Annotated in this window: 24 protein-coding genes; 12 read left to right on the top strand and 12 right to left on the bottom strand. The window is 69.5% G+C overall.

Going from position 1 to position 24,587, the window contains the following annotated elements; all coding sequences use genetic code 11:
* Positions 1-114 precede the first annotated feature (114 nt).
* Entirely contained in the window at positions 115-2,862 is a 2,748-nt protein-coding gene (gene secA / locus Q8S40_RS17035) for a preprotein translocase subunit SecA (protein ID WP_305671323.1), read from the bottom strand.
* Between the two features lie 265 nt (positions 2,863-3,127).
* Between secA and Q8S40_RS17030 the strand changes: the two genes are divergently transcribed.
* From Q8S40_RS17030 to folE, 6 genes are all read left to right on the top strand, one after another.
* Positions 3,128-4,033, top strand: coding sequence for a peptidylprolyl isomerase (locus tag Q8S40_RS17030; RefSeq protein WP_305671322.1), 906 nt, complete (start codon positions 3,128-3,130; stop codon positions 4,031-4,033).
* A gap of 16 nt (positions 4,034-4,049) precedes the next feature.
* Positions 4,050-5,288, top strand: coding sequence for a bifunctional glutamate N-acetyltransferase/amino-acid acetyltransferase ArgJ (argJ, locus tag Q8S40_RS17025; protein ID WP_305671321.1), 1,239 nt, complete (start codon positions 4,050-4,052; stop codon positions 5,286-5,288).
* 60 nt (positions 5,289-5,348) lie between these two features.
* Positions 5,349-6,185 carry a hypothetical protein gene (locus tag Q8S40_RS17020; RefSeq protein WP_305671320.1) on the top strand — a complete coding sequence of 279 codons (837 nt, stop codon included), beginning with the start codon at positions 5,349-5,351 and terminating at the stop codon, positions 6,183-6,185.
* Positions 6,178-7,215 carry a bifunctional GNAT family N-acetyltransferase/(deoxy)nucleoside triphosphate pyrophosphohydrolase gene (locus Q8S40_RS17015; RefSeq protein WP_305671319.1) on the top strand — a complete coding sequence of 346 codons (1,038 nt, stop codon included), beginning with the start codon at positions 6,178-6,180 and terminating at the stop codon, positions 7,213-7,215. Before Q8S40_RS17020 ends, Q8S40_RS17015 begins: the two co-directional genes overlap by 8 nt.
* Before the next feature lie 41 nt (positions 7,216-7,256).
* Positions 7,257-8,018 (top strand): molybdopterin-binding protein, encoded by a 762-nt coding sequence (locus Q8S40_RS17010; RefSeq protein WP_304814874.1) that lies wholly within the window; start codon positions 7,257-7,259, stop codon positions 8,016-8,018.
* A 135-nt stretch (positions 8,019-8,153) separates the two neighbouring features.
* Positions 8,154-8,795, top strand: coding sequence for a GTP cyclohydrolase I FolE (gene folE / locus Q8S40_RS17005; protein WP_304814875.1), 642 nt, complete (start codon positions 8,154-8,156; stop codon positions 8,793-8,795).
* A 56-nt stretch (positions 8,796-8,851) separates the two neighbouring features.
* On the opposite strand, the gene Q8S40_RS17000 is transcribed toward folE, so the two are convergent.
* The 9 genes from Q8S40_RS17000 to Q8S40_RS16960 all read right to left on the bottom strand — a co-directional run bounded on the left by Q8S40_RS17000 (position 8,852) and on the right by Q8S40_RS16960 (position 17,077).
* Entirely contained in the window at positions 8,852-9,265 is a 414-nt protein-coding gene (locus tag Q8S40_RS17000; RefSeq protein WP_304814876.1) for a RidA family protein, read from the bottom strand.
* On the bottom strand, positions 9,262-9,918 hold the full coding sequence (locus tag Q8S40_RS16995) for a hypothetical protein (RefSeq protein WP_304814877.1): 657 nt from the start codon (positions 9,916-9,918) through the stop codon (positions 9,262-9,264). Before Q8S40_RS16995 ends, Q8S40_RS17000 begins: the two co-directional genes overlap by 4 nt.
* Before the next feature lie 76 nt (positions 9,919-9,994).
* Positions 9,995-10,969: an Hsp33 family molecular chaperone HslO gene (locus Q8S40_RS16990; protein WP_304814879.1), complete on the bottom strand. Its 975-nt coding sequence runs from the start codon at positions 10,967-10,969 to the stop codon at positions 9,995-9,997.
* A gap of 196 nt (positions 10,970-11,165) precedes the next feature.
* The gene (locus Q8S40_RS16985; RefSeq protein ID WP_304814881.1) at positions 11,166-11,714 is read right to left on the bottom strand and encodes a DUF3035 domain-containing protein; all 549 of its coding nucleotides are present in this window, start codon (positions 11,712-11,714) and stop codon (positions 11,166-11,168) included.
* On the bottom strand, positions 11,711-12,208 hold the full coding sequence (gene lspA, locus Q8S40_RS16980) for a signal peptidase II (protein ID WP_305671317.1): 498 nt from the start codon (positions 12,206-12,208) through the stop codon (positions 11,711-11,713). Before lspA ends, Q8S40_RS16985 begins: the two co-directional genes overlap by 4 nt.
* A 22-nt stretch (positions 12,209-12,230) precedes the next feature.
* Entirely contained in the window at positions 12,231-15,050 is a 2,820-nt protein-coding gene (gene ileS / locus Q8S40_RS16975; protein ID WP_305671316.1) for an isoleucine--tRNA ligase, read from the bottom strand.
* 157 nt (positions 15,051-15,207) lie between these two features.
* Positions 15,208-15,522 (bottom strand): AzlD family protein, encoded by a 315-nt coding sequence (locus Q8S40_RS16970; protein ID WP_305671315.1) that lies wholly within the window; start codon positions 15,520-15,522, stop codon positions 15,208-15,210.
* 150 nt (positions 15,523-15,672) lie between these two features.
* Positions 15,673-16,422, bottom strand: coding sequence for an AzlC family ABC transporter permease (locus Q8S40_RS16965; protein ID WP_305671314.1), 750 nt, complete (start codon positions 16,420-16,422; stop codon positions 15,673-15,675).
* A gap of 4 nt (positions 16,423-16,426) precedes the next feature.
* Positions 16,427-17,077: a regulatory protein RecX gene (locus Q8S40_RS16960; protein WP_305671313.1), complete on the bottom strand. Its 651-nt coding sequence runs from the start codon at positions 17,075-17,077 to the stop codon at positions 16,427-16,429.
* 136 nt (positions 17,078-17,213) lie between these two features.
* On the opposite strand from Q8S40_RS16960, the gene Q8S40_RS16955 reads away from it, so the two are divergent.
* Together Q8S40_RS16955 and Q8S40_RS16950 are read left to right on the top strand one after the other, a co-directional pair.
* Positions 17,214-17,876, top strand: coding sequence for a PRC-barrel domain-containing protein (locus tag Q8S40_RS16955; RefSeq protein ID WP_305671312.1), 663 nt, complete (start codon positions 17,214-17,216; stop codon positions 17,874-17,876).
* Positions 17,877-17,904: 28 nt separating this feature from the next.
* The gene (locus tag Q8S40_RS16950; protein WP_304814889.1) at positions 17,905-18,264 is read left to right on the top strand and encodes a hypothetical protein; all 360 of its coding nucleotides are present in this window, start codon (positions 17,905-17,907) and stop codon (positions 18,262-18,264) included.
* A gap of 84 nt (positions 18,265-18,348) precedes the next feature.
* Here the strand turns inward: Q8S40_RS16950 and Q8S40_RS16945 are convergent, their stop codons facing one another.
* Positions 18,349-18,798 (bottom strand): hypothetical protein, encoded by a 450-nt coding sequence (locus tag Q8S40_RS16945; protein WP_305671311.1) that lies wholly within the window; start codon positions 18,796-18,798, stop codon positions 18,349-18,351.
* Positions 18,799-18,999: 201 nt separating this feature from the next.
* Here Q8S40_RS16945 and Q8S40_RS16940 point away from each other — a divergent pair, with 201 nt between their 5' ends.
* The 4 genes from Q8S40_RS16940 (at position 19,000) to Q8S40_RS16925 (ending at position 24,239) form a co-directional block, all read left to right on the top strand.
* The gene (locus tag Q8S40_RS16940) at positions 19,000-20,202 is read left to right on the top strand and encodes an aspartate aminotransferase family protein (RefSeq protein ID WP_305671310.1); all 1,203 of its coding nucleotides are present in this window, start codon (positions 19,000-19,002) and stop codon (positions 20,200-20,202) included.
* A complete protein-coding gene (gene argF / locus Q8S40_RS16935; RefSeq protein WP_305671309.1) occupies positions 20,199-21,152 on the top strand; it encodes an ornithine carbamoyltransferase in 954 nt (317 codons plus the stop codon). Before Q8S40_RS16940 ends, argF begins: the two co-directional genes overlap by 4 nt.
* A 415-nt stretch (positions 21,153-21,567) precedes the next feature.
* Positions 21,568-22,986, top strand: coding sequence for a pitrilysin family protein (locus Q8S40_RS16930; RefSeq protein ID WP_305671308.1), 1,419 nt, complete (start codon positions 21,568-21,570; stop codon positions 22,984-22,986).
* The gene (locus tag Q8S40_RS16925) at positions 22,983-24,239 is read left to right on the top strand and encodes a pitrilysin family protein (RefSeq protein WP_305671307.1); all 1,257 of its coding nucleotides are present in this window, start codon (positions 22,983-22,985) and stop codon (positions 24,237-24,239) included. The genes Q8S40_RS16930 and Q8S40_RS16925 overlap by 4 nt, the downstream gene beginning before the upstream one ends.
* Positions 24,240-24,278: 39 nt before the next feature.
* Here the strand turns inward: Q8S40_RS16925 and Q8S40_RS16920 are convergent.
* Positions 24,279-24,587 (bottom strand): response regulator (locus Q8S40_RS16920; RefSeq protein WP_305671306.1); only part of this gene is annotated, 309 nt, incomplete at its 5' end.

The following is a 24,587-nucleotide window of genomic DNA, read 5'->3' as shown; positions in this document are numbered from 1 at the left end:
TCGCATGTCTAACGCGAGCAGCGGATGGTCACGAAAGGTACCCGGTGCTCAAAACGTGCGCCTAACCGCCAGGATGGCACCACAGCTTTGCTTGGCGACTAGGGCCTACCACACTCACCCCTTGCCGTGGCAGTGCTTGTATTTCTTGCCAGACCCGCAGGGGCAGGGCGCGTTGCGCGGCGTGGCGGCCCAGGTGGTGGGGTCGTTCGGGTCCACCTGCTGGGCGGTCGGCGACTGGCGCATCGGCTGGGTGGCGGCGCCATAGGAAGGCGGCGGCGCGGCGTCGGCGTATTCCAGCTCCGCGATGCCACCCATCGGGCCGTTCGGGTCCGGGTGCCGCATATCCATCACCCGCACCGGCTCCGGCATCGGCGGCGGCGCATCCGGGCGGATGTCGATTCGCATCAGCACGGTGGTGGTGCGTTCCCGCAGATCCTCCAGCATGCTGTTGAACAGGTTGAAGGCTTCCGATTTGTACTCGTTCAGCGGGTCCCGCTGGCCATAGGCGCGCAGGCCGATACCCTGGCGCAGATGGTCCAGCGCGAGCAGGTGTTCCTTCCACACCGCATCGAAGATCTGCAGCAGCAGGGATTTCTCCACCACCCGCATCAGGTCCGGGCCGATATTGGCGACGCGGGCGGCGTAGCTTTCCTCCGCCGCCTTGATCAGGCGTTCCCGCACCTGGGTCTCGTCGATGCCTTCCTCGCGCGCCCAATCGGCCACCGGCAGATCGAGCCCGAGGATGTTCAGCACCTTCTCCTGCAGCCCGGCCAGTTCCCACTGTTCGGGATAGGCGTTTTCCGGGATGGCGGTGTCGATCAGCTTGCCGATCGTCTCCCGCCGCATCTCGGCGACCGTCTCCGCCACATCCGGCGCCATCATGAAGGCCTTGCGCTGGGCATAGACCTCCTTGCGCTGGTTGTTCATGACGTCGTCGTATTTCAGCAGGTTCTTGCGGGTGTCGAAGTTGCGGGCCTCGACCTTCTTCTGCGCCTTTTCCAGCGCCTTGTTGATCCAGGGATGGACGATCGCCTCGCCTTCCTTGAGACCCAGCTTCTGCAACATGCCGCCCATGCGTTCGCTGCCGAAGATCCGCATCAGGTCGTCTTCGAGGGACAGGAAAAAGCGGCTGGCGCCCGGGTCGCCCTGGCGGCCGGACCGGCCGCGCAGCTGGTTGTCGATACGGCGGCTTTCGTGCCGTTCGGTGCCGATCACCAGCAGGCCGCCGGCGGCCTTCACCGCGGGGCGGATCGCCTCGACCTCGGCCTTGTGGCGGGCGAGTGCGGCTTCGTATTCCGGGCTGTCGCTGTTGCCGATCTCGGCGCGGGCCAGCATGTCCGCATTGCCGCCGAGCTGGATGTCCGTGCCGCGGCCGGCCATGTTGGTGGCGATGGTGACGGAGCCGGGGCGGCCGGCCTGCGCCACGATGCCGGCTTCCTGTTCGTGGAAGCGGGCATTCAGCACCTGGTGCGGCACGCCCTTCTTCTTCAGCAGTTCCGAGATCAGCTCCGATTTCTCGATGCTGGTGGTACCGACCAGGGTGGGCTGGCCCTTTTCCCGCGCCTCGGCGATCAGGCTGGCCACCGCCTCATATTTTTCGCGGGCGGATTTATAGACCTCGTCATCCGAATCCTGGCGCGCCACCGGCACGTTGGTAGGGATTTCGACCACTTCCAGCTTGTAGATCTCGGCGAACTCATCGGCTTCCGTGGAGGCCGTGCCCGTCATGCCGGCGAGCTTGGGATACAGGCGAAAATAGTTCTGGAAGGTGATGGAGGCCAGCGTCTGGTTCTCGGGCTGGACGGTGACGCCTTCCTTGGCCTCCAGCGCCTGGTGCAGGCCTTCCGAATAGCGGCGGCCTTCCATCATGCGGCCGGTGAATTCGTCGATGATGACGACCTTGTCCTGCCGGACGATGTAGTCGACATCCTTGGTGAACAGCACATGCGCGCGCAGCGACTGGTTGGCGTGGTGCACCAGGGTGACGTTGGCGCTGTCATACAGCGCACCTTCCGTCAGCAACCCGGCCTCGGTCAGCGCTGCCTCCAGCGCCTCCGTCCCTTCCTCGACCATATGGACGGTCTTGAACTTCTCGTCCTTCTCGTAGATCGAGGTGTCCTTCACCAGCTCCTTCATCACCGCATCGACGCGCGAATACAGGTCGCTGCTGTCGTCCGATGGGCCGGAGATGATCAGCGGCGTCCGCGCCTCATCCACCAGGATGCTGTCGACCTCGTCCACGATGGCGAAGGCGAAGTCGCGCTGGACCATCTCCTCCAGCCGGTACTTCATGTTGTCGCGCAGATAGTCGAAGCCGAATTCGTTGTTGGTGCCGTAGGTGATGTCGCAGTGATAGGCGTCGCGCCGTTCCTCATCCGACTTGCCATGGATGATGGTGCCGGTGGTCAGGCCGAGGAAGCCATACAGCTTGCCCATCCATTCCGCGTCGCGGCTGGCCAGGTAGTCGTTCACGGTAACGACATGCACGCCCTTGGCGGGCAGCGCGTTCAGGTACACCGGCAGGGTGGCCACCAGTGTCTTGCCCTCGCCGGTCTTCATCTCGGCGATGCGGCCATCATGCAGCACCATGCCGCCGATCATCTGCACGTCGAAATGCCGCATGCCGAGGATGCGCTTGGCGCCTTCCCGCACCGTGGCGAAGGCCTCGGGCAGAAGGTCATCCAGGGTGCGCCCGGCGGCGAGCTGGGCGCGGAATTCCGCGGTCTTGCCGCGCAGCGCCTCATCGGACAGCGCGGCCAGCGTGGGCTCCAGCGCATTGATCGCGGGTACACGGCCCTGGAAGCGCTTCAGCGCCCGGTCGTTGGTGTTGCCGAATACGGCGCGGACAAGACGTTGGAACATCTGCGAAAGCTGTCTCCGACGCGCACCGAGAATGCCAGCAGCGTTACGGGGATCGCGCCCGGGCGTCGGGGGCGCAAGGCCCAATTCGGGCTGGGGCGCGAGGCCGGAGAGATAGGCGCCCGGCCCTGCCGCGTCAACGCAAGCTCGCCGATGCCCCCGCCCTCCACCCACGGCGGAGCCCCGCCTTCCACCCGCGGCGGAGCCCCGCCTTGTAGCGCCCCCCCGCTTCGGCCATCTTCCGGCGAACATGACGAGAATCCTCGCGATGCGCCGCACACCCCGTTTTCTTGCCGCCCTGCTGGTCTCCACGGCCCTGCTTTCGGCCCCCGCCCTGGCCCAGGGGCCAGCCCCGGCGGCAGACCCCGTGGTGGCCCGGGTGGACGGCACCGAAATCCGCCTGTCCGAGCTGCAATCGGAGATGGAGCGCCTGCCGGCCGAGCTGCGCTCCATGCCGCAGCCCATGCTGATGCCGCTGCTGCTCGACCAGCTCATCACCCAGAAGGCGATCACCGCCGCCGCCCGCGCCCAGGGCCTGGCCAGTGACCCCGAGGTGCAGGCCCGCCTGCGCCGGGCGGAGGAGGAGGCGCTGCAACAGGCGCTCATCACCCGCGCCGTGGCGCCGCAGATGACCGAGGAAGCACTCCGCGCCCGCTACCAGCGCGACGTCGCCGGCCAGCCGGCGGAGGAGGAGGTGCGCGCCCGCCACATCCTGGTGCCGACCGAGGCCGAGGCCCGCACCGCTTTGGCCGAGGCCCGCCGGCCGAATGCCGATTTCGCCGAAGTCGCCCGCCGCCGCTCCACCGGCCCCGGGTCCCGCGAGGGCGGCGATCTCGGCTTCTTCAAGCGCGGTGACATGATTCCGGAATTCGCCACCGCCGCCTTCGCCATGCAGCCCGGCCAGATTTCCGAGGCTCCGGTGCGGACCCAGTTCGGCTGGCACGTCATCAAGGTGGAAGCCCGCCGCGCCGTGCCGCCGCCGCCCTTCGAGGAGGCGCAGGAGGCGCTGCGCCAGCGCGCCTTTGAGGAAGCGGTGAATGCCGAGGTGGAGCGGATCCGCGCTTCCGCCCAGGTCGAGCGCTTCGCCATGGATGGCAGCCCCCTGCCCGCCCCCGCCGCACCATCCCTGCTGGATGGCGCCGCGCCGCCGGCCGCCCCGCAACCCCGCCGCTGAGAAAAGACCACCGACCATGGCTGGCAAGGATCTTCCCGTCTCCCCGCTCGCGCTGCCGCTGCCGGCGATGCCGCCGGTGCCCGGCGTGCGCCTCGGCTCCGGCCGCGCCGAAATCCGCTACAAGGCGCGCGAGGATGTGACGATGATGGTCTTCCCCGCGGGGACCAGCGTGGCCGGTGTCTTCACCAAAAATAAGTGCCCCGGCGCGCCGATCGACTGGTGCCGCACCGCGCTGAAGGGCGGCAAGGCGCGCGCCCTGGTGGTCACCGCCGGCAATTCCAACGTCTTCACGGGCAAGGCGGGCCGCCAGACCTGTAGCGACACCGCCAAGGCGATGGCGGAACTGGCCGGCTGCAAGCCCGGAGAAGTGTTCCTGGCCTCCACCGGCGTGATCGGGGAGAAGCTGCCGACCGAGAAGCTGGTCGCCGCCCTGCCGCCGCTGTTCGGCAAGCTGGATGAGGATGGCTGGGCCGGCGCGGCCAGCGCCATCATGACCACCGACACCTTCCCGAAGGGCGCCACCCGCACCGCGCGGATCGGCGACACCACGGTGACGATCTCCGGCATCGCCAAGGGCAGCGGCATGATCGCCCCCGACATGGCGACCATGCTGTGCTTCCTGGCCACCGACGCCAAGGTGCCAGCCGCCGCGCTGCAGGCCATTCTCGCCAAGGGCACCCAGAAATCCTTCAACTGCGTCACGGTGGACAGCGACACCTCCACCAGCGACACGGTGCTGTTCTTTGCCACCGGCAGCGCAAAGCACCCCCGCGTGCCGGCCGAGGGCGGCAAGATGCTGAAGGACTTTTCACGAGCTGTGCACGAGGTTCTCATGGACCTCGCCCTGATGGTCGCGCGCGATGGCGAGGGCGCCCAAAAACTGATCCGGATCGACGTGACCGGCGCCGTCTCGGCCAAATCGGCGCATCGCATCGCCATGTCGATCGCCAATTCGCCCCTGGTCAAAACCGCGATCGCCGGCGAGGACGCCAATTGGGGCCGCATCGTCATGGCCGTGGGCAAGGCCGGCGAGCCGGCAGATCGCGACCTGCTCTCGGTCGGCGTCGGCGGCACCTGGATGGCGCGGGAGGGCAGCGTGGTACCGGGCTATGACGAGGCGCCGGTGATCGCCCATATGAAGGGCCGGGAGGTCGAGATCACGGTGGATCTGGCGCTCGGCCGCGGCAAGGCGACGGCCTGGACCTGCGACCTGACGCACGGCTATATCGACATCAACGGCTCTTACAGATCCTGATTCTAAAGATTTTGAAGCAAAGACGAGAACAGGTAAGCCTCTGAATATTAGCCTGGAGCTATGGAGAACGTCCTGACCGTTTCGTCGCGCATCGAGCCTGGCAGAATTACCAAGCCTCTTCAACTCTTGGGGGCTTGGCTTGCCGGATTAGTTTCTGTGAACGGCGCGTTCCTTTTCGCCGCAACCCACGTAACGCAGCCAAGCTGGGGGGCCGGCGCCCTAATCATTGCATCCATAGCAAACGTGCCTATTTTTTTGGTGTGCCTATTTCTTCTTCAGACGCGGTTCCGCCCCGAAATGCAAGAAGATACCTATTACGCAGAATACTTGACTAGGCGATTTGTTGCTGAGACCGGTAAATCTGAATATGTTAAAGTCGTCTCAAGGCAGCCCAGCGCAGAAATTCTTCGTCCGTTAGCATCCAGTCGCACTCCACCTCTTTCCGTAAACGAGGAATTGAACCCGCAACGGGCGCAACCAGATTATTCGATCGAAATAAACGATCTTCTGGAAAAATACGACGGTATCGTAGCTGGACTTAAAGCCATTCGGCTATTTCCAACATCTACCTTCGGCACCACATCGACTGATCCGTATACTCCCGCTGTTTTTGAGCTTTCTGTCGGACACGGATTTCCCGTTCGTGTTTTTCAGAAAATATTCGCAATCTGTGTTGAGCATGGTCTTGAAACTGTAAATTTTACAGTGGAGGATCACGCCGCGCGGCATGTTTACATTGGTGCATATGGTTATGATGATCCAACAGAACATCACATCCGAGTCACGGATCATATTAAGAAAAAAATCCTCGCTGAAAATCTCAGTTCCAGAGGACTGAAGTCGATCCTTGTTGGAAATGCAAATTCCGCCAAAGACCCTGGCAGTTCGGATGAGTGAAATCCAAATGCCTGCGGCGCTATGCACCTTCGCTCCCCTCCGCACCGACCGCCTGACCCTGCGGCCGCTGCGGGCCGAGGATGCGGCGGAGCTGCATCGCCTGGTGAATGACTGGGAAGTCGCAAAAACCCTCGCCCGGGTGCCCTTCCCCTATCCGCGCGCGCTGGCCGATGACTGGATCGCCTCCACCCACACCCAGCTTGCCGAAGGCACCGCCTGGCACCTGGCCATCACCGGGCTGGAGCAGGAACCGGCGGAGCGGGAGGTACTGGTGGGCTGCATCGGCCTGACCCGCCACGCCACGAAGCGGGAGGCGGAGCTGGGCTACTGGATCGGCCGCCGCTACTGGGGCCATGGCGTCGGGCCGGAAGCGGCGGCGCGGCTGGCCAGTTGGGCGCTGGCCAATCTGGAGCTGGACCGGCTGGTCGCCTCCGCGCTGATCGAGAACACCCGCAGCCAGGCCGTGCTGAAGCGCATCGGCTTCCGCGAGACCGGCGAGGGCGTGCGGGACTTCCTGGCGCGCGGCGGCACCATGCCGGTAAAACTCTTCGAAATGACCCGCGCCGACCTGCCCGCCGCCGCCGCCGAAGTCGCGCCCGTCCTGGAAGGCCCGGTTCCCGAAGGCATGGGGCGCCACATCCTGCTGGTCGCGGCCTGCGCGCTGATCGACCCGGATGGCCGCGTGCTGCTGGCCCGCCGGCCGGAGGGCAAGCCGATGGCGGGGCTGTGGGAATTCCCCGGCGGCAAGGTCCATGCCGGGGAGACGCCGGAAGCCGCGCTGATCCGCGAATTGCGGGAGGAGCTGGGGATCGACGTGGCGGAAAGCTGCCTCGCCCCCTTCACCTTTGCCAGCCATCCGCTCGGTGACCGCCACCTGGTGATGCCGCTGTATCTGTGCCGTCGCTGGGAAGGCCGGGTGCAGCCGATGGAGGGCCAGGCGCTGGCCTGGGTGCGGCCCAACAAGCTGGCGGATTATGCCATGCCGCCAGCGGACAAGCCGCTGGTCGCCATGCTGCGGGATTTCCTGTAACCGGCCATCCAGCATCCGCCTCTCGCCCGGGACACCCACCCATGACCGCGCCAAACCCCACCGCCTGCCTGCTGGTGATCGGCAACGAGGTGCTCTCGGGCCGCACCAAGGACGCCAACATCAACTTCCTGGCCACCCGCCTGGGCGAGATCGGCATCCCGCTGCGCGAGGTCCGCATCATCCCCGATGTGCGGGAGACGATCATCGCCACGCTGAACGAGGTGCGGGCCAGGTTCGATCACGTCTTCACCACCGGCGGCATCGGCCCGACGCATGACGACATCACCAGCGAATGCGTCGCCGGCGCCTTCGGCGTGCCTTGGGAGCCGCACCCCGAGGCCTGGGCGCGGCTGGAGCGCCACTACAAGCCGGGCGATTTCAACCCCGCCCGCCAGCGCATGGCGACCCTGCCGCGCGGCGCCACGCTGATCGACAATGCCATCTCCATCGCGCCGGGCTTCACCATGGGCAATGTCCATGTACTGGCCGGGGTGCCGCGCATCATGCAGGCGATGTTCGAATCGCTCGCCCCCACCCTGGCCGGCGGCCCGCCCATCGCATCGCGCGCCGTGCATGCGGATGGCGTGATGGAAGGCCGCATCGCGGAGGGGCTGGCGGCGATCCAGGCGCGCTGGCCGGAGCTGGATATCGGCAGCTATCCCTACTACCGGATGGGCGGTGGCGGCGTCGCGCTGGTCGCCAAGGGCAGCGACGCCGAAGCGGTGGAGGAGGCAGCACGGGCCATCACCGTGCTGCTGCGCGCCATGGGCAGCCAGCCGGTTCAGGGTGAACCGCCGGTCTGATTCCGCTGGCGGACAGACCATTGCGCGATGTCCGACTGTCCCCATCTGAATTTCACACCCTGGCACTCCACAGGGCGCGACGATACGGGGGCAGGCCTGCCGCCGCTGCGTCGAGATGCCGATAGGAAACGACCCTTGAACATCCAGACCCCCGCCCGCAGCCTCGGCACCGAACAGCCAGGCACCTTCATCCGCCCGACGCGCGAGGAAGCGGAGGCTGCCGTCCGCACCCTTCTGATGTGGGCCGGCGATGACCCGACGCGGGAGGGGCTGGTGGACACCCCGGCCCGCGTAGCGCGCGCCTATGGCGAGTTCTTCTCGGGCTATGAGGTGGACCCGGTGGACCTGCTCGCGCGGTCCTTCGAGGAGACCGATGGCTACGACGAAATGGTCGTGCTGCGCGACATCCGCCTCGAAAGCCATTGCGAGCACCATCTGGTGCCGATCATCGGCAAGGCGCACATCGCCTACATCCCGGATGGCCGCGTGGTCGGCATCTCGAAGCTTGCCCGCGTGCTGGAAGCCTATGCCAAGCGCCTGCAGATCCAGGAAAAGCTGACCGCCCAGGTGGCCAACACCATCGAGCAGGTGCTGAAGCCGAAGGGCGTGGCCGTGGTGATCGAGGCGCAGCACCAGTGCATGACCACCCGCGGCATCCACAAGCCCGGCGTGTCCATGGTGACCAGCCGGATGCTCGGCGCCTTCCGCGACGATGCCTCGACCCGGCGGGAATTCATGGCCATGCTCGGCGCGCCGCGGGCCAGCGCGGAGGCCTGAGCAGCACTCGGCCAAACGCGCGACCTGCACCCGCCGGAAGGCGGGTGATGCCGCGCTCAGCCGGCCGTTGCGCCGGCGCCTGAGGCGGAAAACGCCTCCGCCTCCACCTCGAAGACGAAGCGTGGATCGGCGAGGCCGGCCACGATCAGCAGGGTGCTGCAGGGGCAGATCGGCCCCAGCACGGCATCCCGCTGCGCCCGGAAGGCCGGGATCAGCGAACGGTCGGTGACGAACACACCGAGCTTCACGATATGCTCCGGCCCCATGCCATGCGCCGCCAGCACCGCGTGCAGGTTGCGGAAGGCCTGGGCAATCTGGTCCTCCCCACCCGCCACCACGGTGCCATCCGGCGCCACGCCGATCTGGCCGGAGATCACCAGACGGCGACCGGGGCCTTCGACCAGCGCGGCATGGACATAGCGGGCGCCCGGGGTGTGCACGCCGGGCGGGTTGCCGAAGGTGATGCTCATGTCCGGGGCTGGGCTCCGGACAGGTCTTCGCGTTCCACCGGCACCGGGGCCGGCGCGGTGGGCGTCAGCCCCTCGGCCAGCCAGGCGCGGAGCGTGCTGCGCAGCTGGAATTCGAATTCCACGTTCATCTCCTCCATCGCCTGGCGCACCACATCCTCCGCCGCCTGGCGGCGGGTGGCGGCGCTGGCGCCATCGGCCACGGTCTGCAGCCGCTGCACCTGGGCCTCGACGAAGGCCACGCGGGTATCCGCGCCGGTCAGGATCTCCACCCGGCAGGCCAGCTCGCAGGTCAGGCGCTCCCCAGGCTCACCCCCGAACATCCCGCCGAAGCCGCCGCGGGCCGGCAGCGGCTGGCGGATGAAGCGGGCATTGGTGATGACGAAGCGGGCGCGCCCCTCCGTGCCGATCGGCACCAGGCGCTGTTCCGCCATGCGCCGCATTTCCACATCCGGGCGCATCGGCGCCGGCTCGATCACCTGGATCGCGCCGGGCACCGGCTGGCCGATCTGGATCTCCAGCACATTCAGCCGCAGCGGGGTCAGGTGGCCGTAGCCGGTGACCAGCGGGCGCAGCGGCGGCAATGGCTGTTCGGCGGTGGCGCAGGCGGCGGCGAGCAGCGGCAAGGCCTTCAACAGGTGGCGGCGTTTCGGCATGGCGACGTTCCCTTGCGGCCCGCATCCCCGGTAATGCAGCGCGCGGCGCGGGTCCAGCCTCAAGACTCGGGCCGCGTCACGCCCGCCCGGCCTTGCCATCCACCTCGGCGCGTTCGAAACGGAAATCCACGGCGCAGAATTCGCAGGTCATGGTGATGGCGCCGGATTCGGCCATGTGGTCCAGATCCTCCGGCCCGAAATTCTCCAGCACCGCGGCCAGCCGGGCGCGGGAACAGCGGCAGCCATAGGACAGCGGGCGCGGCCGGTCCGTGGCCAGGCCCTCGGCATGGAACAGCCGGTGCAGCAGGCGTTCGCCCGGCAGCTCGTCATCCAGCATCTCCTCCGCCTTCAGGGTGCCGACCAGGGCCTGGGCGGTGCGCCAGGCATCGTCCTGCTCCTCCTGGTCCAGCTCCCCGATGCCGCCCTGGCCGGCGACACGCTCGATCACCAGGGCGCTGGCGCGCCAGCCGGCCAGGCTGCGGCCGCAGGCCAGGCGGACTTCCGTCTGCAATTGCTCGGAGGTCTGGAAATAGGTGTCGGTCATCTCGGCCAGGGTCTCGCCCTCGATGGCGACGATGCCCTGGTAGCGTTCCATGTCGTCGCCCTGGTCGCAGGTGAAGGCGAAGAAGCCCTTGCCGAGCAATTGCGCGGCGGTGGGCTGCGGATGCGCCACCAGCAGCGCCTCCAGCCTTTCCGGGTCCGCCTTGGCATAGCCGCGCAGCGCGCCGGCATCCGTGCAATCGGCCAGCAGCATGGAGACCGGGCCATCGCCCTTCGCCTGCAGGCTGAAGGAGCCCTTGAATTTCAATGCGGTGGCCAGCGCGGCGGTCAGTGCCAGCGCCTCCCCCATCAGTCGCAGCACGGCGGGGTGCTGGGAATGGCGGCCGATCAGCGCATCCGCCAGCGCGCCGAGCTTCACCAGCCGGCCGCGCACCGGGCGCTGGTCCAGGTGAAAGGGCAGCACGCCGCGCGGCACCACCAGATCCGGCACCGGCGGGCGGTCATGGTTGAGGAAGGCGGGGGTGGCGGAGGGCAGGGTCGGATCGGTCACGGGCGAAACCATGCATGGGCGCAGCCCCGCGGCCGGTGGAAACGGGCGGGGGCGATGCGCGACAGGGCTGCCGGGGCTCCGGCAACCGGGGAGGCCAAACGAAACAAGCCGGGCACGCCATGCGGCGGTGCCCGGCCATGAGTGGCACAGATAGGTAGCCCAGGCGCCGCCGACCAGCTTGCGTGGTCGGCCAATATTACCCGCCGAACAGCCTCTGGATCAGGCTGCGCTGCTGCGGCTGCGCCACCGGCGTCACGCCTTCGGTCGTATCGCGCCCCAGGGCGGCGTTCTCGCGCAGGCGCTGCGCCTCCCGCTGCGGGTCCACCGCCACGCCGGGCGGGGTGGTATCGCCGCGCCAGAACATCAGGCGGTCCGCCACGCTGCGATCGGGGCGGTCGAGCCGCAGGCTCTCGGCATCGACGCGGGCGCGGATATTGTCGTCCACCGGCTGGCCGGCCTGGGCCAGCAGCGCGCGTTCCGCGCCGGACGGTGCGGCGGTTTGCGCCGGCGTGCCGCCGAGGATGGCTGCGGCCGGCGGCCGCTGATCCTGCGGCCGGGGCGTGCCCGGGGTCGGCACCGGCAATTCGGCCAGCCGCGGCGGCACCGAGAGCGGCGCGCGGGTGGTAACCTGGAATTCATCCGGCGGGTCCCGGGTGAAGCCGAGGGAGCGGGCGGTGTCGCCGCCGCAGCCCGCGAGCACCGCGAGGAGAGGCAGGCCGAGCAGGAGGGTGCGAAGCTGGGTCATGGCGTGGAACCCTTAGCCCTGGGTGAAGGCCGGAACAAGGCATCGGCGATCAATGCCACCACGCCGAGCACGATGGCGGCATCGGCGGGATTGAAGACATACCAATGCCAGCCCCAGGCATGGGCATCAAAGAAATCCGCCACCGCGCCGAAGCGGAAGCGGTCGATCACATTGCCGACCGCGCCACCGACCACGGCGCCGAGCGCCAGCGCCGTCAGCCGGTTTTCGGCCCGCGCCATCCAGCGCAGCAGGAAGCCGGCAATGCCCAGCGCCAGCAGGCCGAGGACGGCCTGCGACCAGGGGCTGTCGCCGGCCAGCATGCCGAAGGTGACGCCGCGGTTCCAGACCATGGTGAGGTCGAAGCCGAAGGGGCCGGCGGCCACCAGTGGGATGTGGCCCACCATGGGAAGCTCCAGCACGAACAGCATGTAGTGCTTGGTCGCCTGGTCGATGACCAGTACCGCAAGCGCCAAGGCGAGGCCGATGCGCATCATGCGCCGTGATCCTGCCGCCGCATCAAGCGACCACGGATTCGCAGCGGCGGCAGAGCGTCGGGTGGGCGAGCGAGCGCCCGACCTCCGGCAGCACGCGCCAGCAGCGGTCGCATTTATGGCCCCCAGCCACCGTCACCACCGCATCCGGCGTCTCGGCCGGAGTGATCCGGGCCTGGGAGACGATCAGCACCTCTGCCCATTGCTCCGCCGTCAGCACATTGGCCGGGTCGCCCTCCGGCAGCGCCAGGGTGGCGCTGGCCTGGAGCGAGGCGCCGATGGTGCCGGCGCGGCGCAGATCCTCGATCGCGCCGGTCACGGTGCGGCGGAAGCCGCGCACCGCGGCCCATTTCTCCGCCAGCTTCTCATCCCGCCATTCCGCCGGAATCACCGGCCAGTCGCGCAGATGGATGCTGTCCGTGTCGTCCGGGAAGCGGGCAAGCCAGCTTTCCTCCGCCGTCGCCACCAGCACCGGGGCCAGCCAGGCGGTCAGGCAGCGATGCAGCTGGTCGATCACCGTGCGCGCCGCGCGGCGGCGCAGGCTTTCGGGTGCGTCGCAATACAGGCTGTCCTTGCGGACGTCGAAGTAGAAGGCCGAGAGGTCCGTGGCGCAGAAGCCGTGAATGTCCGGATAGACGCCGGTCCAATCATGGTCGCGCACCGCCTGGCGCAGGCGGGCATCGAGTTCCGAAAGCCGGTGCAGCACCCAGCGCTCCAGCTCCGGCAGATCCTGGTGCGGGACGATCTCGCTCTCGTGGAAACGGTCGAGATTGCCGAGCAGCCAGCGCAGCGTGTTGCGGATGCGACGGTACAGCTCGCTCTGCTGCTTCAGGATTTCCTTGCCGATGCGCTGATCCTCGGTGACATCGGTGTTCATCACCCAGAGCCGCAGCAGGTCCGCGCCATGGTCCTTCACCACATCCTGCGGTGCCACCACATTGCCGAGCGACTTCGACATCTTGCGGCCCTGCTCATCGAGCACGAAGCCATGCGTCAGGATCGCCTTGAACGGCGCTGTGCCGCGCGAGCCGACCGATTCCAGCAGGGAGGAATGGAACCAGCCGCGATGCTGGTCCGAGCCTTCCAGGTACAGATCCGCCGGAAACGGCAGGCCGCGCTCCGGCGTCAGGACGAAGGCGTGGGTGGAGCCGGATTCGAACCAGACATCGACGATGTCCATCACCTGCTCATAGGCGCTGGCGTCGCGATCCGCGCCGAGGAAGCGCTGCGCGGCGCCGGGCTGGTACCAGGCATCGGCGCCCTCGACACGGAAGGCCCCGATGATGCGGTCCATCACTGCCGGGTCGCGCAGCGGCTCGCCGCTGGCCTTCTCGACGAAGACGGGAATCGGCACGCCCCAGGCGCGCTGGCGGCTGATGCACCAGTCGGGGCGGACGGAGACCATGCCGCCGATGCGGTTGCGGCCGATGTCGGGGACGAAATGCGTGTCGGCAATCGCCTGCATCGCCTTTTCGCGGATCGCGTTCGCATCGTCCATCGCGATGAACCATTGCGGCGTGGCGCGGAAGATGACGGGCTTCTTGGAACGCCAGCTATGCGGGTAGCTGTGCGTCAGCTTCGCCTTCGCCACCAGCGTGCCCATCGCGATGCAGGCGGCATAGACGGCGTCATGCGCCTTGAAGACGTGCTGGCCGGTAAAGCCCGGCGCCCAGCGCGTGAAGGTGCCGTCATCGCCCACCGTCTCCGGCACCGGCAGCCCATGGGCCTTGCCGAGGATGAAGTCATCCTCGCCATGGCCCGGGGCGATATGCACGAAGCCGGTGCCGGCCTCGGTGGTGACGAAGTCTCCGGGCAGCAGCGGCACGTCGAAATCATAGCCGCCGGGCGCGCCGTCCCAGCCGGCCAGCGGATGCGCGGCGATGGCGCCTTCCAGCTCCGCGCCCTTCAGCAGGCGCTTGATGCTGTGCGCGCCGAGCCCCGCATCCTTCTCGAATTGCGGCAGCAGCGGCAGGGCGACGAGCAGGAATTCGCCCGGCACCAGGGCGCTGCCCTCGGCCACGCCCTCCACATGCACCAGCGCGTAGTCGATCTCCGGCCCATAGGCGACGGCGCGGTTGCCGGGGATGGTCCAGGGCGTCGTGGTCCAGATCACCACGGAGGCGCCGGCCAGGTCCGCCGCCCCGGCCGCCTTCAACCGGAAGCGCGCCCACAGCGTGGGTGAGACATGGTCGTGGTATTCAATCTCCGCCTCGGCCAGCGCGGTCTTCTCAACCGGGCTCCACATCACCGGGCGCAGGCCGCGATACAGCGACCCGTTCATCAGGAATTTCGCGATCTCCCCGGCAATGGCCGCCTCGGAGGCGAAATCCATCGTGGCGTAGCGCCCACCCCAGTCACCGAGCACGCCGAGCCGGCGGAATTCCTCGCTCTGCACGCCCAGCCAATGGGCCGCGTATTCGCGGCACTCGGCCCGGAAATCCAGGATCGGCACCGCATCCTTGTCGCGGCCCTTGGCGCGGTATTGTTCCTCGATCTTCCACTCGATCGGCAGGCCGTGGCAGTCCCAGCCCGGCACGTAATCGGCATCCAGCCCGGACATCTGCGCGGCGCGGTTGATCACGTCCTTCAGGATCTTGTTCAGCGCGTGCCCGATATGCAGGTTGCCGTTCGCATAGGGCGGGCCGTCATGCAGGATGAATTTCGGCCGGCCGGCGCTTTGCGCGCGCAGCCGGTCCCGCAGCCCCATCGCCTCCCACCGCGCAAGCCAGGCGGGCTCCCGCTTCGGCAGGTCGCCGCGCATGGGGAAATCGGTCTTTGGCAGGAAGACGGTGCCGCGATAATCGCGCGCGGGGTCGGTCGGGGCCACGGGGGGGGCGTCATTCATGGGATGCGGTCTCAATGAGCCTGCGAGGAGGCCGGATAGGGGCGTGCGCGGAAAACCCGGCCTTCAAAGGGCCGGGCGGATAATTCGAAGGCCGGACATCCCGCGGAACATGCCGCTTATATGCGGATGCGGCCCGGTTGGGGTCAAGGACACCGGTCTATCCCCCCAATCCCAGCGCCGCATGCAGCCCCCAGGTCACCGCCACGCCGGCCAGGATGGCGGCGCCGATGTTGCGGACGGCGATCTGCACCACCACCACCACCACCGCCCCCGCCCAGACAGGCGCACCGCCCGCCAGCAGCGGCGGGGTGACGTAGGCCACGAACAGGCAGCCCGGCAGGTGGCGCAGCAGCGCCTGCACGAAGGGCGGTGGCCGCACCGCCCGCAGCACGGCGTAGCCGCCGGCCCGGCAGGCATAGGTCACCAGCGCCATGCCGAGGATCGCCAGCAGCACATCCGGCCTCAGCTCCATCGGCCTATGCCCACGCCTGAAGCTGCGGGCGCATTTTCGGCCCCCTCAAACGGCGGGCGCGCGCTTGCCTTCGCGGCATAAGCCGCGGCGGCCATTCGGCCGCTCGGCCGACGCAAGGCGCCGGCCGCAGGTTGATTGCGCCGGGCATGCTCATGGCTTCCAACCCGGCGCGCCCCGCCCGCGCAGCTCGATCCAGGCCCCAAGCCCGGCGCCGGCGAAGGTGCCCAGCAGCAGCGGCAGCGGCACCGGCCAGCCGGCCCGGTGCGCCGCCAGCGCCACCAGCCCGGCCACCAGCCAGGGCAGCGCATCCACCCGCGCCCCGCGCCACAGCGGCACCAGGATGGACAGGAAGGCGGCGATGGCGGCGAAGAACAACGGGTGTCCCGGCGGCACCTGCAGCAGCCCACCGCCCAGATGCCCGGCCATCACCGTCACCACCCAGGACACCCAGATGCCGAGCCCGTTGCCCAGCAGGTAGCCGGCATCGCGCCCGCCGGCCCGCTGCTCCGCGATCGCCATGGCGAAGGAATGGTCCACCAGCGTCGCCAGGCTGCCCCACAGCTTCCAGCCGCGCAGCCGGTCCAGCCAGGGCGCCAGCGCCGCGCCCATCGGCGCCATGCGGAGATTGACCACCAGGGCGGCGATGGTCGCCGCCAGGACCGGCGCCGGATCGGCCCACAGCTCCAGCGCCACGAGCTGGGCGGAGCCGGCGAAGACCAGGCTGGTCATCAGCGCCGTCTCGGCGAAGGACAGGCCCTTGGCGGCGGAGAGCACGCCGATCACCACGCCGAAGGGCAGCATGCCGACCCAGAGCGGCAGGCTCGCCACGGCACCGCGCCACACCCCGGCACGGGTGAAGACAACGCGGCCGGCCTGGCCGCCCGTTGGGGTTGATGCCACGCGTTCAGCCCCGCTTGAAGGACAGCAGGCGGTCCTCGGCCTCGTCCGGGTCCATCCGCAGCGCCGCCTCGGCCGTGCCGCGGCCAAAGCCGGCGCGGGCCAGGGTCGCCAGCGCCTTCAGCCGCGCTTCCGGCGGCGGATCCGCATCGCCGAAGGGGCCGATGCGGCGGCGGCGGCACAAGGCGAGGGCGGCATCCGTCTCCGGGGCCTCGCCTTCCGGCAGCGCGGCGGCGGCGGTTTCCGCATCCACCCCCTTCTGCGCCAGATGCGCGAGCGCGGCGCGGCGAGACCGGCCGGTGCGCAGCAGGCGGCGGGCGCGGCTTTCGGCGAAGCTGGCATCATTCACGGTGCCGCTGGCGGCCATCTGGCGGGCGACCGCGGCGGCGGCCTGTTTCGCGGTGGCCACCAGCGGCGCCAGATCCTGCATCCCGAAGGCCTCCGCCGCGCGCGCCCAGCGATCCACCCGGCGGCACAGCACGCGGCGCAGCCCGGCTTCCGTCGTCGCATAGCGCGCCAGATGCGCCACGGCCGCCTCCCGCAGCCTGGCCTCGCCGGGTGGCGGGCCGGGCGGGCGGGGCGGCGCATTCGGGTCGCGGGCGGTCCGGCCACCACTCTGGCGATTGGGCCGGGGATCGGGCCGGGGATGCTGTCTCATCACCCCCCCATCCTGGCACGCCGGCCGCATCGCTGGCGACCCGCGGCAACGGCGCCGAAACCTTTTCCAGCCTGGCGGCGTTAGGGGGGCAGGCACGGAGCGTCCCAGCGCACCGGCCAATTGAAGGAGACCACCCATGCTGAGCAGCAAGACGTTCCTGTCCGTGTCGACCGCGGCCGCCATCGTTGTCGCCCCGATGCTCGCCTTCGGCCAGACCGCCGCCGTCCCGAATGACGCGCGCGGTGGCGTGACGGCGCAGGCACCGCGGGATGGCACCCCGGGCAACCCGCCTTCCACGGCGACGCAGCGCGCCCTCGACAGCGCGACCGGCAACCGCACCGATCCGGACGGCACGGGCAACAACCCGCCTGGCACCGCCGCGGGCCGCGCGCTGGACCGCGCCACGACCCCGGGCACAACGGCAACCGGCACCACGACCGGCACGAGGGCAACCGGCACCACGGCGACCGGCGCGACCACGCCGACGCTGTCCGTTGATAGCATGAGCCTGCGCGAAAGCCGCCGGGCCAGCGAGATCATCGGCTCCAACATCTACAACGAGGAAAACAACAGCATCGGGTCGGTGGACGACCTGATCGTTCCGCAGGGCGGCGCGGCCTCGGTGGTGGTTATCTCGGTCGGTGGCTTCCTCGGCATCGGCGCCAAGCTGGTCGCCATTCCGTATGAGCGCCTGACCCATGACAGCGAGCGCAACCGCTGGGTGCTGCGCGGCGCGACCAAGGAAAGCCTGGAGAGCCTGCCGACCTTCTCCTACGACAACACCGCGCGCCGCGGTTGATCTACCTACCTTAAGGAAGACGCCTGAGATGAAGAAGTCCTTGTTCGTGATGGCCGCATTGCTGCCGATCGTGGCCTGCGCCGACAATACGCCGCGTGACGGTATGGCGGGCAACCCGCCCTCCACCGCCACCCAGCGCGCCTATGACAGCGCCACGGGCAGCCCGCCGACCAGCCGGGACGGCACCGGCAACAACCCGGCCGGCACGGCGGCGGAGCGCGCGCTGGATCGCGCGGCGGGGACCAACACCTCGGGCGCCTTTCCGCGCCAGTCGGATGGTCGCCCGGGCAACCCGCCCGGCACGGCGGTGGAGCGGGCCTATGACCGCGCCACCGATTCCAACACCTCCGGCGCCTATCCGTCCAACAGCGGCGGCGTCCGGCGGTAAGCTTGCTGCCACTGCGTGACTGAGGAAACGGTCGGGCCTGTCCCGGCCGTTTCTGCGTTCAGGTGCCAGGCTCAGGGGGCCTGCTCAGGGGGGCGGGTCCAGCAGCGCCGGGCCGACATAGTCGCCCTTCACCACCACCACCTTGTCCACCGCCCGGTAGAACAGATTGGCCGGCGGCACCGCGGCCAGCAGCAGCGCGCCTGGGATGCGCACCGTCAGCGGCGCCTTCTGCACATTCATGCGGCGCGTCCAGGTGCCCGGCTCACCGAGGAACAGGTACAGGTAGCGGCCACGATCCGCCGGCGAAAAGGCGGCCGGGTCCCAGACGCTGGCATCCCGGATGAACTTCCAGAAATCGAGCTGCCAGCCCGAGGGCGCCGAAAGCCGGATCCGGGCATTGGGCTGCCCCGGCCCGCCCGCCAGCTTCGCCTCCGTGAGTTGCCGGGGACTGGCCTTGCTGAAGTGCCACGCCTCCCCGGCCTCGATCGCAGCCCGCTCGGCCGCCGTCGCCGGCGTGACCAGCAGCAATCCCATCCTCTGACCCTCCCGCCATCAGGTGCATCCTAGCGGCCGGCGCGGCGGCGGGGTGGCCTGGCGAAACCGGCTGAAACAGCGCCGCGGCACCCCGCGCCAGCGTGCTTTGACCGCCCGCCCGAAATCGTGCAATTTCCTGCGCTTCCGCGCTCGCCTTGGCGAATGGCGCCTGGCCGCGCGGCGTGACGGAGGATGGATCGCGTGATCCCCGCCCTGATGCCGACCTACAACCGTGCCGACCTCGCCTTCGAGCGGGGCGAAGGCGCCTGGCTGTGGACCGTGGATGGGCGACGATTCCTCGATTTCGGTGCGGGCATCGCCACCACCAGCCTCGGCCACGCCCATCCGCATCTGACGAAGGTGATCGCGGAACAGGCGGCGCGCGTTATGCACGTCTCCAACCTGTATCGCGTGCCGCAGGCCGAGGAACTGGCCGCGCGCCATGTCGCGGCCTCCTTCGCGGACAGCGTCTTCTTCTGCAATTCGGGCGCCGAGGCGAACGAAGGCATGGTGAAGGCGGTCCGCAAATATCATGCGGAGACCGGCCACCCCGAGCGCTTCCACATGATCTGCTTCGAGGGCGCCTTCCACGGCCGCACCCTGGCCATGCTGTCCGCCACCGGCAATGAGAAGTACCTGGCCGGCTTCGGCCCGCCGGTGCAGGGCTTCGACCATGTGCCCTTCGGCAACATGAACGCGGTGCGCGACGCCATCGGGCCGCAGACCGCCGGGATCATGATCGAGCCGGTACAGGGCGAGGGCGGCGTCCGCCCGGCGGACCTGCGCTTCCTGCGCGAACTGCGCGCGGTCTGCGACGAATTCGGGCTGCTGCTGGCGCTCGATGAGGTGCAGACCGGCATGGGCCGCAGCGGCAAGCTGTGGGCGCATCAATGGGCGGGGATCGAGCCGGATGTGATGTCCTCCGCCAAGGGTATCGGCGGCGGCTTCCCGCTGGGTGCGATCCTGGCGAAGGAGAAGGTGGCGAAGTACCTGAAGCCCGGCACCCATGGCACCACCTATGGCGGCGGCCCGCTGGCCTGCGCCGCCGGAAATGCCGTGCTGGACGTGATGCTGGCGCCCGGCTTCCTCGGCCAGGTCGATGGCGTGGCGCGCCTGCTGTGGCGCGGGCTGCTGGAACTTGCCGAGAAGCACCCGAAGGTGATCGAGGGTGTGCAGGGCGCCGGGCTGCTGCTCGGCATGAAGCTGCGGCCGGAGGTGGTGAACAGCGAGATGCAGGCCGCCGCGGTGGCGGAGGGCCTGCTGACGGTCGCCGCCGGCATGAATGTGCTGCGCCTCGCGCCCCCGCTGATCATCACCGAGGCCGAGGTGGCGGAGGCGCTGCGCCTGCTCGACCGCACCTGCCTGCGGATGACACCGAGCGCCGCGCAGGTCGCGGCGAAATGAGTGCGGCGCTGAAGAGTGTGGCGGGAGGGGGCAGCCCCTCCCCGCGGCATTTTCTGGAATTGATGGATCTGGATGCGGCGACGCTGCGCCGCATGCTGGATCTCGGCGTGCAGGCCAAGCGCGGCCAGGTGCCGGGCAAGCCGCTGGCCGGCAAATCCGTGGCGCTGATCTTCGAGAAGCCCTCCACCCGCACCCGCGTCAGCTTCGAGGTCGGCATCCGGCAATTGGGTGGCGATGCGATCGTGCTGTCCTCCAAGGACATGCAGCTCGGCCGTGGGGAAACGCCGGCCGATACCGCCCGCGTGCTGTCACGCTATGCCGATGCCATCATGTTGCGCACCGACAATGTCGCGAAAATCCGGGAGCTGGCGGAACACGCCACCATCCCGGTGATCAACGGCCTCACCGATGTCTCCCACCCCTGCCAGTTGATGGCGGACATCATGACCTTCGAGGAACATCGCGGCCCGATCGCCGGACAGGTGGTGGCCTGGACCGGGGATGGCAACAACGTCGCGCAATCCTTCATCCAGGCCGCCGCCCGCTTCGGCTTCACCCTGCGCCTCGCCACCCCGCCCGAACTGGCGCCGCCCGGGGCGCTGATTGCCTGGGCGCGGGCCGAAGGCGCGAAGATCGAGCTGACCACGGACCCGCATGCGGCGGTGGCCGGCGCGCGCTGCGTGGTGACGGATACCTGGGTGTCGATGTCCGACGAGACGGCGCAGGAAAAGCTGAACCGGCACAATCTGCTGGCGCCCTACCAGGTGAATGACGCGCTGCTGAAGCACGCCGCGCCGGATGCCATCGTCATGCATTGCCTGCCGGCGCATCGCGGGGAGGAGATCACCGATGCGGTGATGGACGGCCCGCAAAGCGTGGTGTTCGACGAGGCGGAGAACCGCCTGCATGCCCAGAAGGGCGTGCTGCTATGGGCGCTGGGGCTGGCCTGACCTGATGGCCGGGAGGGTGGCCACCGCCCTCCACCCCACCAGCCCGGCCAGCGGCACGGCGCGCCGGCCTGGCGGTGCAGTTCCACCATCATGTCCACCGGGATGAAGCCAACGCCGAACATCTCGGAGGGCAGCCGCACCACCATGGCGCGCAACGCCTCGGCATAGGCCAGGAACGGTGGGGTATCCGGTGTCTGGAACACGCCGAAGGCCGCGAGCGCCAGCAGCGCCGGCAGGATGGACAGCGCAGCTGCCAGGAGGGTGCGCCCCATCCCCCTCGCCGCATCCTGGACCACGAGCCGCGACATTCCTTGCCTTGGGCGGCAGGGTTGCGACCCGGCCCCGCGTTGCGTCGCGTTGCGGTTACAGGTCCGGAGTGCTTTGCCATTCGCCCCGATGCGCCCATGTAGGGGCCATGATGTCCCTCACCCGCCGCGCGGCCCTGCAAGCCGCCGCCCTCGCCGCAGCCGTGGGCACCGCGCCCGATCTGCTGGCCCAAACCTCCGGTGCCCCGCGCATGGCCGAACTGGCCGATCGCCCGCTATTCGGCGCGACGCTCCGCACCCTGCCCAACGGGCTGCGCGTGGCGCATGTGGAGCAGCGCCGCGCGCCCGTTGTCGCCCACTATGCCTATGTCGCGGCGGGCGGCGCGGAGGATCCGCCGGGCCTGTCCGGCATCGCGCACTACCTGGAGCACATGCTGTTCAAGGGCAGCGCCAATGTCGCCTCCGGCGAATTCTCCCGCCGCGTGGCGCGGGAGGGCGGCAATGACAACGCCTATACGTCCCGCGATGTCACCGCCTATTTCCAGCATGTCGAGGCCAGCCGGCTCGATCTGGTGGCGATGATGGAGGCGGATCGCTTCGCCAGCGCGCTGATCCCGGCCGCCGAGATGGAATCGGAGCGCCTGGTGATCCTGGAGGAACGCGCCCAGCGCACCGGCTCCTCCCCCCGCGCGCTGTTCTTCGAGGAATTCGCCGCCGCTATGTGGGGCCGCCAGCATTGGCACGGCCGCCCCATCATCGGCTGGGAGGAGGAGATCCGGGCCATCCGGCATGAGGATCTACTCGCCTTCTTCCGCGCCCGCTATGCCCCCGGCAACGCCGTGCTGGTGGTGGCCGGCGCGGTCAGCGGCGACAGCTTCTGGGACGCGGTCACCGAACGCTGGGGCGCGGTGCCCGCCGGGCCCGCCGTGCCGCGCGACCGCGCGCCGCCGCCCTCCGAAATTCCTACCCCCCGCCTGGTGAAGAACGACCCGCGGCTGCGCGGGGAGGCGACCTTCGTGCGGTCCTGGCAGGCCCCCTCGCTGACCGCCGGCGCCACCCAGCATGCGGACCCGCTGGAGGTGCTGCGCCATCTGCTCGGCGGCGGCCAGGGGTCGCGGCTGTACCGGGCGCTGGTGGAGGCCGGCCTCGCGGTCGGTGTCTGGGCCAGCTACAGCGGCGATACCGCAAGCTGGACCGATTTCGACATCGCCGTGACCCCGCGCCGCGATGTGCCGCCCGGGCGGGTGGAGGAAGTCGCCATGGCCGAGGTGAAGCGCCTGCTGGATGAAGGCGGGCCGACCGAGGCGGAGGTGGCGCGCAGCATCCGGCAGATGTCGGCCGGCGCGCTGCTGGCGCTGGATGGGCTGGGCGCCGCGCCGCGGATGATCGGCAGCGCCCTGTCGGTCGGCCTGCCGATCGAGACGGTGGAATTCTGGCCACGCCGGCTGCGCGCCGTGACACGGGACCAGGTGGCGGCGGCGGCCGTGGCCGTGCTCGGCAAGGCGCCCTCGGCCAGCGGCTGGCTGCTGCCCGAAGGGGTCTCGGCACCGGCGGAGGTGCGGCTGTGAGCGGCGCTTTCCAGGTTGAGATCCAGCAGGTTTCCGCCCCCGGCGGACAGACCGCCTGGCTGATCGAGGATCATTCGGTGCCGGTCGTCTCCCTGGCCTGGGGCTGGGGCGGCGGCGCGGCGCTGGATGCGCCGGAGCATGGCGGCGCGCTCGCCATGGGCAGCGCGCTGCTGACGGAAGGCGCGGGCGACCTCGATGCGCTGGCCTTCGCCGATGCGCTGCGCGATTCCGCCATCGGGCTGGGCTTCTCTGCCCAGCGCGACGGCTTCGAGGGATCGCTGCGCGCCCTGCTGCCGGCGCTGCCGGACGCGGTGCGTCTGGCCAATCTGGCGATGCGCGCGCCGCGGCTGGAGGAAAGCGCCATTGCCCGGGTGCGCGCCCGCGCCCTGGCCGGCGCCCGCGCGGCGCTGGAGACACCGCGCGGCCAGGTCGGCCGCGCCTTCTGGGCCGCGGCCTATCCGGACCACCCCGCGGGACGGCCGACCTCCGGTACGGTGGAGACGCTGACCGATCTGCCGGAACAGGCGATCCGCGATGCGCTGTCGCGCCAGCTTCGCACCGGTGGCGTGCTGGTGGCGGCGAGCGGCGCCATCACTGCCGCGCAACTGGCGGAAATCCTGCCGCAGCTTTTCGCCGGGCTGCCGGAGACGGCGCCGCCGGAAGCGCCGCCATTGCCCGCATTCCGTAACTTCCCGACCCTGGTGGTGCCGGTGACGGCGCCGCAATCGGCCATCCAGTTCGGCCAGGCCGGCCTGCCGGTGACCGACCCGGATTGGGAGGCCTTCCAGGTGGTGCTCCGCATCCTCGCCGGCGGCGGCTTCTCCTCCCGCCTCATGGAGGCGGTGCGGGTCCAGCGCGGCCTGACCTATGGCATCGGCGGCGGGCTGGACACGCTGTTCGGCCAGGGCGTGGTGGTGGGTTCCTCCGCCACCGACAATGCAAGGGTGGCGGAGACGCTGGAGGTGACGCGCGCCGAATGGGCGCGCATGGCAGCCAGCGGCCCGACCCATGCGGAGCTGGAGGATGCGGTGGCGTTCCTCACCGGCAATCTGCCGCTGCAATTCACCGATACGCGGCGCATCGCCGGCACGCTGCTCGCGATGCAGCGCAATGGCAGGCCGATCGACTGGCTGGAAGGCCGCAACGCAAGGCTGCGGGCGCTGACGCGGGACGGCACCGCGCAGGTGGCGGCACGGCTGCTGCGGCCGGATGGGCTGGCGGTGGCGGTGGCGGGGCAGCCGGCGGGTCTTTGAACAGCGGCAGAGCGGCGCAGGGCGGGGTCAAGCCCCGCTCTACCCCTGGCCGGGCAGCGCCGCCGCAAGCGCCTGGGCGATCTGTGACTGGGTGTAGGGCTTGGTCAGCCGCGGCGTGCGATCCCCCTCCGGCCAGGGGCCGGCATGGCCGGTGGCCAGGATCACCGGCAGGCCCGGCCGGTCCCGCGCCAGCCTCTCGGCCAGTTCGGCGCCGCTGAGGCCGGGCATGGCGTGGTCGGTCACCACCGCCACGGGGCGCGCACCCTCCGCGAGCGCCGCCAGCGCCGCCTCCGCCGAATCGGCCGTCTGCACCTCATACCCCAGGTCGCCGATCAGGGCGGCGGTGCT

Origin of the sequence: Falsiroseomonas sp. (genome assembly GCF_030695085.1) — a bacterium.
Lineage (GTDB): Bacteria > Pseudomonadota > Alphaproteobacteria > Acetobacterales > Acetobacteraceae > Falsiroseomonas.
Note: the sequence above shows the minus strand (reverse complement) of the source record. Positions and strands in the feature narration are given on the sequence as shown.